Below are 16897 nucleotides of genomic sequence, written 5' to 3' on the forward strand. Positions count from 1 at the left end.
GAGAATCGCACCCCGGGTGAACAGTTGGTGAATTCCTGTCGCCCGGGCTTCGGCGCCGCCCCCAGCAGGGGTAGAAATGACAGCGGGTCGCGTTCATGCGACCCGGATCCGCCCGGCGGCCGGAGCCCTCCGGTCCGAGCGCGGACCCCCATACGACTGGGAATGGCATGAGTACAACCCTCTTCATCGTGGTCGTGGTCATCGTCACCGCGCTGATCTTCGACTTCACCAATGGCTTCCACGACTCGTCCAACGCCATGGCGACCTCCGTGGCGACGGGCGCCTTCACCCCGCGGCGCGCGGTGCTGGTTGCCGCCATCCTCAATGTCGTCGGGGCCACGCTGTCCACAGAGGTGGCCAAGACGATCTCCCACGGCATGTTCGACGACTCGCTGATTCAGGCGGCGCCGGCAATGGTCTTCGCCGGACTGGCCGGAGCGATTCTTTGGAACCTGATCACCTGGCTGCTGGGACTTCCTTCTTCGTCGTCTCATGCGCTTTTCGGGGGACTGATAGGCGCGGTCGTGGTGGCCGCCGGAATCCAGGGCGTGCACTGGGGCACGGTGGTCTCCAAGATCATGCTGCCCGCCGTACTCGCTCCGACCGTGGCCGCACTGGCATCCGCCGTGGCGACCTGGATCAGCTACCGCATCACCGGTCCGGCGGATAAGTTCAGTGACAGGATCTTCCGCTACGGCCAGCGGGTGTCGGCCTCCATGGTGGCTCTGGCCCATGGGACCTCTGACGGCCAGAAGACCATGGGAGTGATTACGCTGGTGCTCATTGCCGGCGGGTACCAGGAAGCCGGTTCTGCGCCGTACTGGTGGGTGGTCGCCGCCGCCGGCGCTGCCATCGGCCTGGGCACCTACTCTGGCGGCTGGCGCATTATGCGCACCATGGGCAAGGGACTGGTTCATATCGATCCTCCGCAGGGATTCGCTGCGGAGACCACCTCCACCGTGGCGATCCTGGCCTCATCCCACCTCGGTTTCGCCCTGTCCACCACCCACATCTGCACCGGCTCCATCCTGGGGACCGGGGTTGGCCGGGGTGCGAAGGTCTCCTGGGGAACCTTCGGCAAGATGGGCACCGCCTGGCTGATCACCCTTCCATGCGCCGCCCTGGTCGGGGCGGTCACCTCCTTCATCGCCGTCAAGGGCGGGGTGATCGGCACGATAGCGGTTATCGCATTGCTGATCGTCAGTGCGCTGCTGATCGTCCGGCAGGCCAACCACAACAAGGTGGACTTCTCCAACGTCAACGATGCGGACAAGGTGGTTGTTGCCAAGCAGACCGACCCGTCGCTGGGGCGTCCCCCGAAGTCCCTGGAGCAGGTCAAGGACCTGGTTAGCTCAGGTGACCGGGGCACGGGAGCGCTGGTATGAGCATCGACTGGCACTCCTTGGGACTGGTAACCCTGGTAACCGTCGCTGGGGCGGCATTCGTCCTGGCCGTCACCTCCGCCGCCGTGCGCATGCTCGGTGCGGTGCGGTTGAAGCGCCAGGCCGGTCAGGTAAGCGGTCTGCACATCGCTGAGCTGGCGGCGGGGTTCTTTATCGCCTGTGTGGTGGGGATCGCCCTGTTCGGGTTGTGGCTGTTGATTCCTTACTTCCATTGAGTCGAACCCACGGGGGGCCACCGGCTGTGCAGGTCGCCTGCACTTTCAGCGACCATCCGGGGGTCCCAGTCGCCGGCGGCTGTTAAGGTCGCCGCATGACCGAGGACCTGAGGGCGGCCGCACTGGAGGCGATCAACCGCTCGCAAGCAGCTGCAGACTCCGACTACCCCGTGGTGCATCTGGCGCCGCCGGTCGGCAGACTGAACGACCCCAATGGATTGCTTGTGGAAGGCGGCACTTATCACGCCTTCTACCAGTTCAGCCCCTTCCACCCGCACCGCAAACTGGTGTACTGGGGCCATGCCTCTTCCGATGACCTGCTGCACTGGACCCAGCATGAACCGGCGATCATCCCCGACTCCTATTACGACCGCTCCGGCGCCTACTCCGGGGGGGCCGTGGTGCTCGACGAGGATGAGGCCTGCGGCCTTCCGGCGAGCTCCCGGTACCAGTTCTTCTACACCGGCAACCTCAAGGATCCGGTGACCGACGAACGTACCGCCAGCCAGTGCCTGGTCACCAGCCCGGATCTGGAGCGCTTCACCAAATGGCCGGACAACCCGCTGCTGCCGGCGCATCCGGCCGGTTACACCGCCCATTTCCGTGACCCGCAGGTCTGGCGTGATCCCGACGATCCGGGAAGCTTCCGTATGATCCTGGGCGTACAGCGCGAGGATCTGACCGGGGCCGCCCTGCTGTATCGCTCTGAGGATCTGCGCTCCTGGAGGCTGGAGGGGGAGCTGAGTTTCCCCGATGCCGACGGCGCCTTCGACCATTTCGGCTACATGTGGGAGTGCCCCGGCCTGGTGCGCCTGACGGATGAACTGACCGGCCAGGTTCGGGACGTGCTGATCTGGTGCCCGCAGGGCATCGCCCCCGAGGACGAGGGATACGAGAACATCTTCCCTTGCGTTTACACCGTGGGGTGCCTGGAGGGAACCGAGCTGCGCGAATGCGACGGCACCTTCGCCGAGGTTGACCGCGGCTTCGAGTTCTATGCCCCCCAGCCATTCGCCCGCAGGCCCTCCGAACCCGGACCGGTACTCCTGGTCGGCTGGGCGGGCAACGCCTCGCAAGATGATCAGCCGTCGATTGAGACCGGCGGCTGGGTGCACGCCCTCACCGTGCCACGAACAGTGGCGCTGCGCGGAGGCCGGCTGCTGCAGCGCCCCGCCGTGCCGTTGCCCGCCGACGCCGCTGCGCTGAGTATCGTGGGGCGGCGCCTGGAGGGTGCCACCCCTATTCGGGAGTTGGACGGACATGGCTCCTGGCATCTGCGGCTGGAGGCCGACCCGGCGGACGCCCGCTGGGGGCTGCGGATCGGAGACGAGGCCTGCTGTGTGACAATCGAGTTCCTCTACGACGACGACGGCGCCGCGCGGCTGGTCGTGGACCGCTCCCGCTCGCGTTATACCCGGCACGGGGCCACCCGGACGGTGACCCTGCCCGCGGGCACGCCGCCGCGGCTGGAGGTTGTCCACGACCGCTCGATCACCGAGCTGTTCGTGGGTGACGGCGCACTGGTGTTCACCCTGCGCAGCTTCGTCGCGCCGGGAACCACGGGAGCCTCCGTGATCGGCGAGTCGGTGCACCCTGTTGCGGGATGCGCCGTCTGCTTCGATTGAGCGCGGTATCGTGTCGGATCGTGATTGCGATGCCTGCCGGACCTGTGAGTTGCCGGACATCCGACGGTTGCAGAACCGGGGGGCGAGCGGTAGTCTGACTATCGTTTGACATAGGCTGTGGCGCGCGGGTCTGTGGTAGATCCAGATGCTCCGCAACCTTCCGTCGAGCTCAATGCAGAGTGACCAGTTCCCACAGAAAGGAAGCCCGGGTGGCTATGGATCACGCCCGCGTGGCGAGAGACGTCCTGACGTACGTCGGGGGAGCCGACAACATCAGCGCGGCAGCGCACTGTGCGACGCGCCTGCGCCTTGTCTTGAACGACATGGACAAGGTGGACCAGAAGGCTCTGGACAAGGACCCTGATCTGAAGGGTACCTTCGTTGCCGGCGGTATGTTCCAGATCATCGTCGGCCCTGGTGATGTCGACATCGTCTTTGATGAGATGGTCAAGACCGGCGGCGTAAAGGAAGTGTCCAAGGATGAGGCGAAGCAGGAGGCCGCCAAGAGTGGCAACATCGTCTCCCGCTTCATCAAGATGATCGCGGACATCTTCGTCCCGATCCTGCCCGCCCTGATCGCCGGCGGTCTGATGATGGCGATCAACAACGTGCTGACCGCGGGATTCTTCGAGGCCGCAGACGGCTCCACCTACGGTCTGACCGACCGTTACCCCTGGCTGGCGGACTATGCGGGCCTGATCAACCTGGTCTCCTCCGCAGCCTTCGCCTTCCTGCCCGTGCTGGTCGGATTCTCGGCCGCAAAGCGCTTCGGCGGCAACGTATACCTGGGCGCCGCGATGGGTGCGGCCATGGTCTCTACGGAGCTGACCAGCGCCTACAACATCCAGCAGGCCACCGAGGAGGGCCTGATCGAGAGCTGGAGCCTGTTCGGCCTGAATGTCGACAAGATCGGCTACCAGGCGATGGTCATCCCGGTTCTGTGCGTGGCCTGGATCCTTTCCGTCATTGAGAAGTGGCTCCACAAGCGGCTGTCCGGAACCGCGGACTTCCTCCTCACCCCGCTGATCACGCTGCTGCTGACGGGCTTCTTGACCTTCGTGGTTGTTGGTCCGTTGGCGCGTGAGCTCTCGGACGGTATCACTGCGGGACTTCAGTGGCTGTACAACACCGCCGGACCGATCGGTGGATTCCTCTTCGGCCTGGTCTACTCGCCCATCGTCGTCACCGGTCTGCACCAGTCCTTCCCGGCCGTCGAGCTGCCGCTGATCGCCGATATGCAGTCTGGAGGCGCAGGATCATTCATCTTCCCGATCGCCTCGATGGCCAATGTGGCCCAGGGTGCGGTTGCCCTGGCGGTCTTCGTGCTCACCAAGGACGCCAAGATGAAGGGTCTGGCCGGTGCCGGTGGCGCGTCGGCCGTCTTCGGCATCACCGAGCCGGCCATCTTCGGTGTGAACCTGCGTCTGCGTTGGCCCTTCTTCATCGGTATCGGGGCAGCCGCCGTCGGCGGTGCGCTCGTCTCGCTGCTGAACATTCACTCCCAGGCGCTGGGAGCAGCGGGATTCGTCGGCTTTGTATCGATCGTTCCCGATGACATCCTCAAGTACATCGTGGTAGAGCTGATCGTGTTCGCCATCGCCTTCGGCGCCGCCATCAGCTACGGAATGACGCGGGGAAAGAACTCTCTGTCCGGCGATAGCGTCGACGACGTCGACGAGGCCGCGCTGGAGGCTGAGGCCACCAAGGCCCATGCTGCCACTGTGGAGCTTCCTGCCGAGGCCGCCACCGACTTCACCGTCACCTCGCCCATTCAGGGACGAGCGGTGCCACTTACCGAGGTGAAGGACAAGACCTTCTCCTCCGGGATGTTGGGCCCGGGCCTGGCGGTAGTGCCGGAGTCCGGCCCCGTAGTCTCTCCGATCGACGGCGAGGTACTGGTCGCCTTCCCGACCGGACACGCCTACGGCCTGCGCTCGGCCAGTGGCGTGGAGCTGCTGATCCACGTCGGTATGGATACCGTCGAACTTGATGGCAAGCACTTCACTCCGAAGGTCGCCGCAGGAGACAAGGTGTTGCGCGGTCAGACGCTGGTTGAGGTCGACTGGGCCGGTGTCACCGAGGACGGCTATGAGACCGTCACCCCGATCGTGGTCTCTAACGCGACCGCCTTCGAAGGAGTCACCGACGAGCAGGCCGGCGCCGTCGCCCGCGGAGACGCCCTGTACTGCGTGACCCCCGCGGCCGAGCCGGCCGAGCAGGGCGCCAACGCCTGATCATAACGTTTCAGGACTGCTAGAAGTCCTGGTCAACACAGTCAACACAAGGCCGGTGGCCGACCCGGAATCCCGGGTCGGCCACCGGCCTTCTTCGATTCGGCTTGCTCGCCCGCCTGGTACCACGGGTGGCACTGGCCGGAGAGTGGGTTATGTGGTCCGGCCAGGAAGAAGCACGCCCGGAAGTTCAATGGGGGAGGAGATCGATTCGGCTTCTTGTCCCTGTGCGGCGTTCTGAATCTGCTTTAGCAGCACCTCTACGGCGGTGCGGGCCAGATCGCCCAGGGGCTGGCGGACCGTCGCCAGGCCGGGCAGGGCGCGTCTTACCGCGGAGGTACCATCGAAACCGATGACCTTGAAGTCCTGCGGTACCCGCAGGCCGTTCCGGTCGGCCCAGTCCAGGACGGCGGCGGCAGACAGGTCGTCGGTGGCGAACACGGCGTCGATCCGGTTGGCTGCGGAATCCAGGTGAGCGTCGATGAGCCGGGCTCTTTCGGCGTCGGGAGTGTGAAAATCCACGGTGAAGATGACGGGGTCGATGCCGAACTGCTCTAGCACCGCCCGGTATCCGGCCTCCCGCCGATTGTGCTCGCCTGTGCGCGAGGTCAGCAACGCCGGACGTCTGGCGCCGCGGTCCAGCAACAGGCGGGTGGCTTCACGCGCCGCGGCCTCGTTGGCGCATCGGATATTGGGGATTGTGGGGGACAGGTCCCGATCAATGGTCACCAGGGGCATGCGCACCGTGTGGTACTCCTTGAGCTGATCGTTGTGTGCTCCGGAGATGATGCCGTCCACCCGGTGTGAGATCAGCAGATCCAGGTACTCTCGTTCCCGGTCTGCGCGGCCCATGGAGTTGCATACGAGTATGCGGTAGTGGTGCTCGGCCAGGGCGTTCTCGATCTCATCGGCGAGTTCGCCGAAGAAGGGCAGGGCGACGGTGGGCACGATGACGCCGACGATGTTGGTGGACTTGCCGTGGAGCGCACGGGCCACCTGGTTGGGCCGGTAGTTGAGCTGGGCTACCGCCCTGGCTACGCGATCCTTGGTCTCCTGGCTGAGGTAGCCCCGGTTGTTGAGCACCCGGGATACCGTGGTCAAGGAGACCCCGGCGAGCTCGGCGACGTCGGCCAGTGTGGGTTCACGGCGTAGGACCAAGGGCAACTCCTTTGTAAGACATGGACTACAAGAGCCAGTACGAGCCGATCCGACCATTTGCATGGCGGCGGGACAAATCCCGGTCAATCCTAATCCCGAACGCCTCGACTCCGTGCATCGACCCGGGCCGCTGCCGACACTGTGGTAGCGATGTCATGACATTACGGACGTCCAGTAGAGCGGCGGTCAGCTGGTGTCCTGGCCGCGTCCTGCGGATGTGTACCAAGGGACATGTTACTCGTGGGCGGCGTGGGGTGGGGCGCCGTCGGGAGCGCCACGGCCCGAGTGGGGCTGCCTCAGTCGAGGAATGACATAATGTACATTATCGGCGCGGGGCTACCGGCGCCTGATGATCCTGGTTCCGAGCGGCTCCAGCTCGATCCGCCGCGGCTCGGAGCCATCGGCGTATTCCAGCAGGACGTCGACCGGCTCGTCGTGCTGTGAGATGACCACGTCCACAGCGTCGCCGTCACCCAGCACCAGTGAGTCGACCATCACGCGCGGGTCCGCCACATGAACCGGGCGGCGCACCCTAGCGACCACGGCCAGTGCGTCGTACAGGCGCCAGGTGTCCTCGGGATTGACGTTTCCCAGGCGTGCCGCGAAGTATTCGAGCGGATATGTGCACAGCACCATGCGCCCCTGTCCGTGACGGCGCTCGACCAGGGCGGGTCGGCCCGCGGCGTCCCGTGCGAGCACGGTTGCCAGAGACTCGTCCACCGTCACCGGTAAATACGCCCGCGCTTCTACATTCCCCGAGGCCTTGAAAGTCAAGGTGGACCCGGCGCTGAGCGAGCCGAGTTCCGTCGTCATGGTGAGTTCCACAACGTCCTCCGTGACGGGGTCGTTCAGGCCGTAGGTGAGCTGTGGCGACACGCCGAAGAGCCTGGTGACCCGGTTCCACCACGGGCCGCGTTGGCTGTCCGTCTCGCCTGCGCAGTAGGACACGTATACCGTCGCCCCGGCATCGGCAAGCTCCTCCAGCCGCAGCCACGACGGCGCCGTCAGCTGCTTGACCGAGGGCAGCAGGTAGAGCCGGTAACCGTCCGGAATGCCTCCATGACCGTCCCGCGGCTCATGTGCGAGTCCCGGAGCCAGATCCGCCTCCCTGGCTGCGAGGTAGGCCTGTTCCGAGACATCGACAATGACTCGACGTTCGACATCGGTTGTGAAGGGGTATCTCGCGGTCAGGTAGGACGGTATGACGATCGCGGTATCGGTTTCGGCCCGCTGCGCCCGGCCCAGTTCCAGTTCGGCCAGTTCCTTGCTGAATGTCTCAAGTTCCCGCAAAGGAGGCTTGGGCCTGCCTTGGCAGTCCGTGATGCCGAAGTGCTGCTCGAAGGGATGATGGCTGTAGGGGCGCTGATCCCGCAGATTGTCATAATCAGTGTTGTTCCAGGCGATCCAGCCTGATGCACCGGCGGTCAGTGTGGCGTGCAGCAGCTGCCGATAGTAGGACCCGGAGCCCTCCGGGGAGACGAAATCCGAGGACAGGCCGAACTCCTCCATGATCACGGGCTTATTCGCGACGCCGCCCAGTTCACAGATGAAGGCCGCCTTGAGGTGCTGACGCACCCGGTCGTGTTCCATCCGGTAGACATGCGGGCCCACGAAATCAACGAGCGGGCCGTAGGCGATCGATGAGAAGCCGCTGTCATGCCCGGTGGTCTCCACTCCCCACAGCCCGTCGCCGAGACTGACGGGTTGGTCCCCTCCCCCGGCGCGCACTGCGTCCACCATGAGAAGTGCCCAGGACGTTATGGTCTCCTCCGCACCCTCCCCTCCGTAGATGGGGATCTCATTGGAGATCAGCCATCCGGCCACCGCGCAGTGGTTGTGGAAGCGGCGGGTCAGTTCCCGTACATACCAGGCCTGACGGCCTACCATCCACACATCGGAGTAAATGTCACGGCCATGACGCCAGGCCGGGTCCCAGTTCTCCCCCGACATGTGGCCGACCAGGAATGTGGGGATGGTGCGCATGTCCAGCTCCGCATGCGCATTGAGGAAGTCCTGGTAATTCGCGCAGCAGGACTCGTCAATGGTGTCCGGGGTCGGCATGAAGTCGGGCCAGTAGAAGAAGGAACGGGTCAGGTTCAGGCCGTGGTCGTGAAGAACCGCGAGCTCCTCCCGAACGACGTCCGGGTCGTAGCGCGACCACATGCGGGGCCCGCCTTGACGGGACCAGAAGTTTGCGCCCAACCAGGGCCGGGTGTCGGCTCCATCGAGCAGGGTCGGCATCGGACGGGATGGCATTGAATTTCCTTTCGGTGGTGGCTCAACTTCACTTCACGGCGCCTGCGGTCAGACCTGCGACGAAACTGCGTTGCAGCAAGAGGAATGCGATCACGACCGGCACTGACACGGCTAGGGACGCCGCCATGATCTGGTTCCAGTACACGGCCGTCTGGGTGGAGTACAGACGCAGGCCGACGGCGAGCGTGCGATTGGCGTCGGTGGTCATCACCGAGGCGAAGAGCACCTCTCCCCATGAGGTCATGAACGCATATATCGCCACCGCCACCACTCCGGGCCGCGCCGCCGGAAGCACCACGCGGAACAGGGCGGCAAGGGGGCCACAGCCGTCCACCTTGGCGGCGTCGTCGAGCTCGCGAGGAATGCCGTTGAAATAGCCCGAGAGCATCCAGATGGAGAATGGCAGCGAGAAGGTCAGGTAGGTCAGGACGAGCCCGCCCCGCGTGCCGACTAGCTGCACCCCGATCGCCGTGTTGATGTTGGAGAAGATCATGAACAGGGGCAGCAGGAATAGAACGCCCGGGAACATCTGTGTGGACAGGATCGCCGTGGTGAACGCTCCGCGTCCGCGGAAGCGGTAGCGCGATACGGCGTATGAGGCGAAGATGGCGATGATCAGACTGAAGATGGTGGCGATAGTCGCCACGATGATGGAGTTCACGAAGTAGCGGCCCAGAGGGACCGTCTTCCACATGTCCAGGAACGGTGAGACTGTCAGGTGGGTGGGCCACCAGGAGAAGTCCCCCTGGACGTCTTGCAACGGCTTGAGCGAAGAACTGATCATCACATACAGGGGCAGTGCGACGAATGCGGCAAGCGCAAGGACGACGACCACCCGTAGGAGCTTGAATCCCCTGCCCTCACGCATTCTCAGACCTCCGGTTTAGGTAGACGATGTACATGCCGGACAGCGCTAGCAGCATTAGCAGCAGCAGGGTGGACATGGCCGAGCCCGCTCCAAAGTTCCACGTGAGGAAGGAGGCGTTGTAGATGTGGAATGAGATTAGGTCCCCCGCCGGCGGGTTGGCAGTTCCATAAAGGACGTACGGCGTGTTGAAGTCGTTGAAGGTCCACAGGAACATGTTCAGCAGCAGGACAAGATTCACCGGGCGCAGCATCGGCAGTGTAATTGACCACCACTGCCGCAGCGGCCGTGCGCCGTCGAGCGCAGCGGCTTCGTACACGTCTTCGGGGATGGATTGCAGCCCGGCCATCAGCATGAGGAAGGCGAAGGGCCACCAGCGCCATATGGCAACGATCACGAGCGCGAAAAAGGCGTTATTGCCAATCAGCCAAAAGGCGCCCTCGTCGAGGATCCCCAGACTCTGAAGGATATGGTTGATCGCTCCATTGTCCTTCTGGAACATGAACTTCCACGCGATGATCCCGGCATACATAGGCAGGGCGTACGGCACCAGGAAGAGCGTGCGCACCACCGCGCGGCCGCGGAAGGGGCGTTGCAACACCACGGCCGCGAGCATGCCCAGCGCCCAGGAGAGGCCGACGACGATTATCGTGAAGGCGCAGGTGATCAGCAACGAGTTCCGGAATCCCATGCCGACGCTGCCCGACATGTCGAGCACCCTGCGGTAGTTGTCCAGGCCGGCGTCGGGGGCCGCGGACCAGTTCGCGATGAAGAACTTGGTCAGTTGTTTGAAACTCATCCAGATTCCCGTGAGCATCGGAATGATGTGGATGAGCAGTTCGAACACTATCGCCGGAAGGATGATCAGGTAGGGAAACCACCATCCCTGGCGCACCCGTCGTTTGGTGGGGCGCCTGGGGCGGCGAGCGGTGGAGGCGTTTGCGGTCATGAGCTCAGCCGATGGCGGCGGAGACGGTGTCCTGAGCGCTCTGTAGCGCCTGGCGCACATCGTCTGCGGTCAGGACGGTGCCAGTGGCCACGGAGGCAAACATGTCATTCATCGCCTGCCCCACGGAGGATTCGAACTGGTCCTCGGCCGGGACCAGTGGCAACGGCTTGGCACGGTTCTCGTAGACCTCCATGAAAATCGCCGCCTCCTGAGCGTCCTCGGTGAAGGTTGGCTCCTCGCCCTTGAGCACCGGGAGAGTCTTGAACTGCTCGCCCAGCGTCGCCTGCTGCTCGGCCTCGGTCAGGAACTTGACCAGTTGCAGCGCGCCGTCCCGATTGCCGGTGTTGGCGAACAACGCGATGTTGATGCCAGCGACATGGCTGGCGGTGTCGTCCGGCGCACCCGCGGGTGCCGGATAGGGCACCACCCCGAACTGGTCGTGAGTCATTCCATTGGCCACGATCGTGGTGTCGGCATTGTTCTGGTTGATGATCATGGCCGCCTTGCCGTTGGCGAAGTCCGCCACGGAGTCGGCGCCGTTGTCGTACTGGGCGTTGGAGGTGTTGACCACCGCGTCGGTCTGCATGAGATCGAGGTACCTGAGGATGCCGTTGACCACGCCGTCGCCGGTGAAGGTTGGATTGCCATCTGAGTCGAACAGCTCCTCCCCCTCCTGTGCCGCGTTGATGAAGGCGTAGTGCGCATTTTCCGTGTAGCTGCCCGCAGCGATCGCCATGCCGTACACGCCCTTGCCCGGGTCGGTCAGCCGCTTGGCCGCATCGACCATCTCCTCCCATGTGGTCGGCGCTTCCAGGCCGGCGTCGGTGAACATCTGCCGGTTGTAGTACAGCCCGTAGGCGAGCCCATACAGCGGAAGCGACGTGGGCGTGGTGCCCGGCGCTCCACAGGTGGCCAGAGCCGTCTCCACGAACTTGTCGGCGCCGCCGACGGCTTCCAAGGCGGCTTCGTCGAATTCGAGGAAGGCCCCGGTGGCTTGCAGTGAAACGGCCCAGGTGTTGCCGATATTGACCACATCGGGCGCATCGCCGGAGGTGACCGCGGTCTGGATACGCGTCTGGAGGTCATTCCAACCGATCACTTCCATCTCCACCTCGATGCCGGTCTCGGCGGTGAACTCCTCCAGCAGCGGCGTCAAAGTCGCCTTGTCATCATCGACGCTCGCCCCCTGATTGGACGCCCAGTACGTAAGTGCGCCGCTCCCACGCCCCGAGGACTGCCTCGAGCCCGCGCACGCAGCAGTAGACGAGACGGCCGCCAGTGCCGCAGTCAGCCCGGAGGCGCTGATGAAGCCACGTCGAGTAAGTGACAGTGCCATGGGTTTCCTCCTTGAAACCTCGCGCTGGTGCGACTCTCGCACAACCGAAGCGCTTCGGTAACAGAATAGGGCCGTGTCCAGGAGGCGTCAAGGGTGAAGATTCCAGCGGTCTCAGCCGAGACGGACGGGTACCGAGGATCGCCGTAAGATCAGCTCGCTGGATTCGGCAATCTCGTGCTTGGTGGCAGTGCTGGTGTCGCCGAGCCGTTCCAGCAGCAGCTGTACAGCTCGGCTCCCGCAGCGTTCGGGGTTTCGGTCCAGGGCACTGATAGCTGGTTCGGCGATTTCGCACATAATCGAGTTGTCCCAGGCGACCACCAGACAGTCCTGGGGAACCGCGATGCCGTGCTGAGCCAGTCGGCGGCATGCGCCTACCGCCACCAGGTCATTGGCGGCGATGATGGCGTCCGGGCGCGGCGATGTCTGTGCGGCCAGAAGGTCCGCCGCGCGTTGCCCATGGGACAACGCGTAGGAACCGCATACACAGTCATAGCCCAGGCCGCGTGCCGCGCATTCGGCAGCGACGGTCTCCAAACGGCGCGCCTCGTGGCGGTGTCGCGTCGGACCGGCCGCATGCAGCACGCTCCGGGCCCCCTGCCGGGCCAGATGCTCGACGAGTGTGGCGGAGTCCGCGGCATCGTCGATGAGGATGCCGGACAACTCGGGGTGCGTGGGCGGAGTGGTTCCGTGCAGCACTGCGGGTAGCCCAAGTGACTGCACCAGGGCCGCCCGCGGATCGTCGATGTTCTCATCGATCAGAATCACGCCATCCACGCGGCTCTCAGCGGCCCAGCGGCGGTAGACGGCGAGCTCATCGTCGAGGCCGGATTCTGTCAACTTGACGATCAGCTCCACCTCCGTGCCCTCGAGCGCTGCGGCAATGCCCGCTAAGAAGCGGAGATAGTACGGTTGGGTGCCGATGACCGCATACTCGTCTCTCACGACGATGCCGATACTGCCGGTGCGTGCGCGCGACAGTGCCCGGGCTGAGGAGTTCGCGCGGTACCCCACTCGCGTGGCGTATTCGATGACGCGTCTTCTGGTGACCTCGCTGACGCCCTTGTGGCCGTTAAGCGCGTAGGACACCGAGGAGATCGACAGATTCAAGGCACGGGCCAAATCCGAGATCGTCGGCGTCGCGTTCATGTGCCGTCCTCCCCTGCCAAGCGCGTTGGCGCGGGGCCGATCGTAGCGGTTACGCGATCACTTGCCGTAGCGGCGATGGACCGCTTGCTTGCTGATGCCCAGTGCGGCACCGATGGCGGTCCAGGAGTGGCCGGCATTGCGGGCCCGGCGCACGGCTAGCACCTCAGCGGCGTCCAGTTCCCTGCGCTCACGCACGATGCGTCCCAGTTCCTTCAGTGGCGAATCGTCATCGGCACCGATCAACGTCTTCATGGCGTCAATTCTAGTTGACTGCTCGTGGTGCTGCAATCGATTTCGTTGGCCTTACCGATGATGCTCGATCGACATGACCCGGCCCTCCAGGATGCCGCCCGGCAGGGCGTCTCGACGGCTGGCCGGCGTCCTGGAGGGCCAACCCGCGTCCTCGAACTATCCTCGCCTGGAAACGACAACGACCCAGCCAGCCCGAAGACGTCCTTGTCAGCCCGAAGACGACCTCGGCCGGTTGAATACGACCTCTTCAACCCGAATGCGCCCCTCACGCCGCAGCCCCGTGCCGAACCATCATGGGATATCGGCACGAGCGCGGCGCCTCGGCCCGGCGCGTCGTGGGGGGAGAGACCGATGGTCAACCCCTCGGTGTTCGGACCGGGACCCCCGCACTTGGACCGGGTTCCTTCAGCTGGAGCGTCTGAGAGTGCGTTTCAGGTGGTCCATCCGCAGGCAAGTGGTCCCGGTGTGGGGGTGCAGATTCAGATCGGTGCGGTTGCCTTGGACGGTGGCGGACCTGCGGTCAGGGTTGAGATGCCGTAGGCCGCGAACATGGTCGGCAGCCGGCCCGGCTGGGATGTGGGGCCGATTCATCGCCAAGGACGTCCCTGCCGATCGGACAAGGGTGCCGGTTGGCTACCAGGCGCCCAGACCTGCCCACCACACCAGGGGTGTAGGCCCGCAGCTGAGAGTCAAAGTGTTCCCCCACCCCGCCAGCCCCGCCAACCGAACTCGATCGTCATATCTACCGAACTCGATGGTTATATCTACCGAACTCGGCGAACACACCCTGAGACCGGAAGAGCCGGTCATTCACAGTATCGGCGGCGCTACCATACAATCGCGACCTTTCCGTGCAATTGTGCGGAAAGGCAAGAATTTCGCGGCGGATCGCCCCTAGGAATACCCCCTCAGGGTCGGCCGGGTTGCGCGGCTGCGCATCCTCAGATGCGGCCTGCGGCGTGAAATTCACGTCTCTTCCGGAGAGCGCGGGATGTTGAATTTAAGCGAACTCCACCGCCTACCGGCGCCTCAGTCCCCCAGCGCCGTGCCCACCGCGCGCGCGGCCTTGATCCACTCGTGGTCGCGCGGCACGTACTTGACCTTGCCGGCAACCTCCTTCAGCGGCACCAGGGCGGTGTCGTGCCCGCAGTCGGCGACCATGACGCCGTACTTGCCGGCGGCAATGGCATTCGCCCCGGCCACGCCCAGACGGGTGCCCAGCAGGCGGTCGGCCGCATTCGGGGTGCCGCCCCGCTGCACGTAGCCCAGGATCGACACACGCGCCTCCAGCCCGGTGGCGGCCTCCAGCTGCTCGGCGAGAGTGAAGGTGTTGGCGCGGTGAGAGGCCTCCAGCGCCTTGACGCCCTTCTTGGCCAGAGCCTTCAGCTCCGGGCTGGAGGCGTCCTTGACCAGTGCCTGAGCATGAGCGAGCTCCTCGGCGTCCTTGACACTGCGGGCGCCCTCGGCAACGGCGACAACGGAGAAGGTCGACCCGTGCTTGCGGCGCCGCTCGATCTTGTCGGCGATCGCATCCACCGAGTAGGGCACCTCCGGCAGCAGAATCACATCCGCTCCCCCGGCCAGACCCGCTCCCAGCGCCAACCAACCGGCGCGGTGGCCCATGATCTCGGTGAGGATGATGCGATGGTGGGAGTGCGCCGTCGAGTGCAGGCGGTCCACCGCCTCGGTGGCGATCTCCAGGGCGGTGGAGAAGCCGAACGAGCTCTCCGTGCGCACAATGTCATTGTCGATGGTCTTGGGCAGATGCAGCACGTTGATGCCCGCATCCATTAGCCGACGGGCGTTCTTGGCGGTGCCGCCACCACCCAGGCACACCACGGCGTCAAGCTTGTCCTTCTCGACGTTGTCCACAATGGTCGGAATCATGTCCCGTACCTCGCCGTCCACCATCATGCGGTGCACCTTGTCCCGGCTGGTGCCCAGCATGGTGCCGCCGGTGGTCAGGATTCCGGACAGAGCCGCCGCATTCAGCTCCGTGTACCGGTTCTCCGCCAACCCGCGCATGCCATCGCGGAACCCGATCAGTTTCCACCCGTGCTCGGCGATAGCCGCCTTGCCGAAGCCGCGGATCGCGGCGTTGAGTCCGGGCGCGTCTCCGCCAGCGGTCAGGATTCCGATACGCTTGGTTGCCATGAAGCCAAGTATGCCGCAGCGCACGGGGCCGTAGACGTGTCTCGGCGCCTTGGACCATCCGGGACGGGTGAGTCCGGTGGGAATGATCCGGGGTGTGCGCGCGTTATCCTCTGGACCGTCTGGCAACCAGGCATGATCGAACAGGGAGGGCACAAGCATGGCGGATCGGGCACTGCGAGGCATGACGATCGGCGCGAAGTCAATGGAGTCCGAGGACGGTGTGGAGTTCGCCGCCAGGCAGAACATCACCTATGAGTGCCCCCTGGGCCATGTCACCACGGTCCCCATGTCCATGGAGGCGGAGGTGCCGCAGACCTGGGAGTGCCCGGAGTGTGGGCAGCCCGCGGTGCTGCGCGGAGAGGACGATCCTGAGTCGGATGAGCCCAAGAAGGCTCCTCGTACCCACTGGGACATGCTGTTGGAGCGCCGTGACGTCGAGGATCTGAAGGTCCTGCTGGATGAGCGCCTGGAGATGCTGCGTTCAGGTGAGATCTACCGCGAACGCTTCTGACGGGTGCGCGCGCGCCTGTAGGTGCCCCGAACCTGCTCCCCGGCGGAAACGGCCAGACCAGCCAGCTGTGTGCCACGTTTGGAAACACCCCACTTGGTGACTAGGGCGAGCTCCTCGGAGAAGATCCCTCCGGAGAGTTTAGACTGGCCGGCTTCCCGCTCCCGGAAGGTAATGGGTATCTCCACTATGCGGCCGCCGGACTCGGCCACCAGTTTGGTCATATTCACCTGGAAGCCGTAACCGTGCGCCTCTACCGCGCCCAGATTCAGTCGCCGCAAGGCGTCGGCCCGATACACCCTGAAACCAGCTGTGGCGTCCCTGACTCGCAGCCCCAGCATGGCATTGATGTACAGGTTGCCGCCGCGCGACAGCGCCACCCGCCGGCCGTCCCAACCCACGGTGGCACCCCCGGACACCCAGCGGGAACCGATGACCAGGTCTGGCACATCGGCCATCTCGGCGCGCTGGATGAGCAGCGCCAGGTCCTGGGGGCGGTGGGAGCCATCGGCATCCATTTCGCAGATCAGCTCGTACCCCTGCGCCAGCGCCCAGGAGAAGCCGGCCAGGTAAGCCGGGCCCAGCCCGTTCTTCTCCTCCCGGTGCAGCACGTGAATATGCGTGTCGGCCAGTGCTCTGGAGTCGGCCAAGGAGCCGGTGCCGTCCGGCGAGTTGTCATCCACCACCAGGATGTCGGCCTGGGGTACGGCATCACGCACCCCGTCTAACGCGCCCGGCAGGTTATCGATCTCGTTATAGGTGGGGATGACGACGACGGCCTTCACAGCTCTTCTCCTCT

14 protein-coding genes are annotated in these 16897 nt (G+C 64.7%); 5 read left to right on the forward strand and 9 right to left on the reverse strand.

Annotated elements, in window-relative coordinates; translation table 11 throughout:
* Positions 1–167: 167 nt before the first annotated feature.
* The 4 genes from CWT10_RS07625 to CWT10_RS07640 all read left to right on the forward strand — a co-directional run bounded on the left by CWT10_RS07625 (position 168) and on the right by CWT10_RS07640 (position 5477).
* Positions 168–1385 carry an inorganic phosphate transporter gene (locus tag CWT10_RS07625; RefSeq protein ID WP_103064394.1) on the forward strand — a complete coding sequence of 406 codons (1218 nt, stop codon included), beginning with the start codon at positions 168–170 and terminating at the stop codon, positions 1383–1385.
* Positions 1382–1618: a hypothetical protein gene (locus CWT10_RS07630; protein ID WP_103064395.1), complete on the forward strand. Its 237-nt coding sequence runs from the start codon at positions 1382–1384 to the stop codon at positions 1616–1618. The genes CWT10_RS07625 and CWT10_RS07630 overlap by 4 nt, the downstream gene beginning before the upstream one ends.
* 95 nt (positions 1619–1713) lie before the next feature.
* Positions 1714–3243 (forward strand): glycoside hydrolase family 32 protein, encoded by a 1530-nt coding sequence (locus CWT10_RS07635; protein ID WP_103064396.1) that lies wholly within the window; start codon positions 1714–1716, stop codon positions 3241–3243.
* Between the two features lie 215 nt (positions 3244–3458).
* A complete protein-coding gene (locus CWT10_RS07640; RefSeq protein ID WP_174721993.1) occupies positions 3459–5477 on the forward strand; it encodes a sucrose-specific PTS transporter subunit IIBC in 2019 nt (672 codons plus the stop codon).
* Positions 5478–5627: 150 nt separating this feature from the next.
* On the opposite strand, the gene CWT10_RS07645 is transcribed toward CWT10_RS07640, so the two are convergent.
* The 8 genes from CWT10_RS07645 to CWT10_RS07680 form a co-directional block, all read right to left on the reverse strand.
* Positions 5628–6632, reverse strand: a complete 1005-nt coding sequence (locus tag CWT10_RS07645) for a LacI family DNA-binding transcriptional regulator (protein ID WP_103064398.1) — start codon at positions 6630–6632, stop codon at positions 5628–5630.
* Positions 6633–6968: 336 nt separating this feature from the next.
* The gene (locus CWT10_RS07650; protein WP_199176404.1) at positions 6969–8888 is read right to left on the reverse strand and encodes a cellulase family glycosylhydrolase; all 1920 of its coding nucleotides are present in this window, start codon (positions 8886–8888) and stop codon (positions 6969–6971) included.
* 28 nt (positions 8889–8916) lie between these two features.
* Positions 8917–9756: a carbohydrate ABC transporter permease gene (locus CWT10_RS07655; protein ID WP_103064400.1), complete on the reverse strand. Its 840-nt coding sequence runs from the start codon at positions 9754–9756 to the stop codon at positions 8917–8919.
* Positions 9749–10702, reverse strand: coding sequence for a carbohydrate ABC transporter permease (locus tag CWT10_RS07660; protein ID WP_103064401.1), 954 nt, complete (start codon positions 10700–10702; stop codon positions 9749–9751). The genes CWT10_RS07655 and CWT10_RS07660 overlap by 8 nt, the downstream gene beginning before the upstream one ends.
* Before the next feature lie 4 nt (positions 10703–10706).
* Positions 10707–12038 carry an ABC transporter substrate-binding protein gene (locus CWT10_RS07665; RefSeq protein ID WP_103064402.1) on the reverse strand — a complete coding sequence of 444 codons (1332 nt, stop codon included), beginning with the start codon at positions 12036–12038 and terminating at the stop codon, positions 10707–10709.
* Positions 12039–12149: 111 nt separating this feature from the next.
* Entirely contained in the window at positions 12150–13184 is a 1035-nt protein-coding gene (locus CWT10_RS07670) for a LacI family DNA-binding transcriptional regulator (RefSeq protein ID WP_103064403.1), read from the reverse strand.
* A gap of 57 nt (positions 13185–13241) precedes the next feature.
* Complete coding sequence (locus tag CWT10_RS07675; protein ID WP_174721950.1) at positions 13242–13436, reverse strand: hypothetical protein; 195 nt, start codon at positions 13434–13436, stop codon at positions 13242–13244.
* Positions 13437–14465: 1029 nt separating this feature from the next.
* A complete protein-coding gene (locus CWT10_RS07680) occupies positions 14466–15590 on the reverse strand; it encodes a 6-phosphofructokinase (RefSeq protein ID WP_103064466.1) in 1125 nt (374 codons plus the stop codon).
* Positions 15591–15747: 157 nt separating this feature from the next.
* Between CWT10_RS07680 and CWT10_RS07685 the strand changes: the two genes are divergently transcribed.
* Entirely contained in the window at positions 15748–16101 is a 354-nt protein-coding gene (locus tag CWT10_RS07685) for an RNA polymerase-binding protein RbpA (RefSeq protein ID WP_103064404.1), read from the forward strand.
* On the opposite strand, the gene CWT10_RS07690 is transcribed toward CWT10_RS07685, so the two are convergent.
* Complete coding sequence (locus CWT10_RS07690; protein ID WP_103064405.1) at positions 16083–16883, reverse strand: polyprenol monophosphomannose synthase; 801 nt, start codon at positions 16881–16883, stop codon at positions 16083–16085. The two genes, CWT10_RS07685 and CWT10_RS07690, sit on opposite strands and share 19 nt — an antisense overlap.
* Positions 16884–16897 lie beyond the last annotated feature (14 nt).

The sequence above is a fragment of the Actinomyces qiguomingii genome (genome assembly GCF_004102025.1).
Taxonomy (GTDB): Bacteria; Actinomycetota; Actinomycetes; order Actinomycetales; family Actinomycetaceae; genus Actinomyces; species Actinomyces qiguomingii.

Excerpts from the sequence above, each read along its gene's own strand:
- CWT10_RS07660 (WP_103064401.1), bottom strand. The coding sequence starts at position 10,702 with ATGACCGCAAACGCCTCCACCGCTCGCCGCCCCAGGCGCCCCACCAAA.
- CWT10_RS07685 (WP_103064404.1), top strand. The coding sequence starts at position 15,748 with ATGGCGGATCGGGCACTGCGAGGCATGACGATCGGCGCGAAGTCAATG.
- CWT10_RS07635 (WP_103064396.1), top strand. The coding sequence starts at position 1,714 with ATGACCGAGGACCTGAGGGCGGCCGCACTGGAGGCGATCAACCGCTCG.
- CWT10_RS07655 (WP_103064400.1), bottom strand. The coding sequence starts at position 9,756 with ATGCGTGAGGGCAGGGGATTCAAGCTCCTACGGGTGGTCGTCGTCCTT.
- CWT10_RS07665 (WP_103064402.1), bottom strand. The coding sequence starts at position 12,038 with ATGGCACTGTCACTTACTCGACGTGGCTTCATCAGCGCCTCCGGGCTG.
- CWT10_RS07675 (WP_174721950.1), bottom strand. The coding sequence starts at position 13,436 with ATGAAGACGTTGATCGGTGCCGATGACGATTCGCCACTGAAGGAACTG.
- CWT10_RS07650 (WP_199176404.1), bottom strand. The coding sequence starts at position 8,888 with ATGCCATCCCGTCCGATGCCGACCCTGCTCGATGGAGCCGACACCCGG.
- CWT10_RS07630 (WP_103064395.1), top strand. The coding sequence starts at position 1,382 with ATGAGCATCGACTGGCACTCCTTGGGACTGGTAACCCTGGTAACCGTC.
- CWT10_RS07640 (WP_174721993.1), top strand. The coding sequence starts at position 3,459 with ATGGATCACGCCCGCGTGGCGAGAGACGTCCTGACGTACGTCGGGGGA.
- CWT10_RS07625 (WP_103064394.1), top strand. The coding sequence starts at position 168 with ATGAGTACAACCCTCTTCATCGTGGTCGTGGTCATCGTCACCGCGCTG.
- CWT10_RS07680 (WP_103064466.1), bottom strand. The coding sequence starts at position 15,590 with ATGGCAACCAAGCGTATCGGAATCCTGACCGCTGGCGGAGACGCGCCC.
- CWT10_RS07670 (WP_103064403.1), bottom strand. The coding sequence starts at position 13,184 with ATGAACGCGACGCCGACGATCTCGGATTTGGCCCGTGCCTTGAATCTG.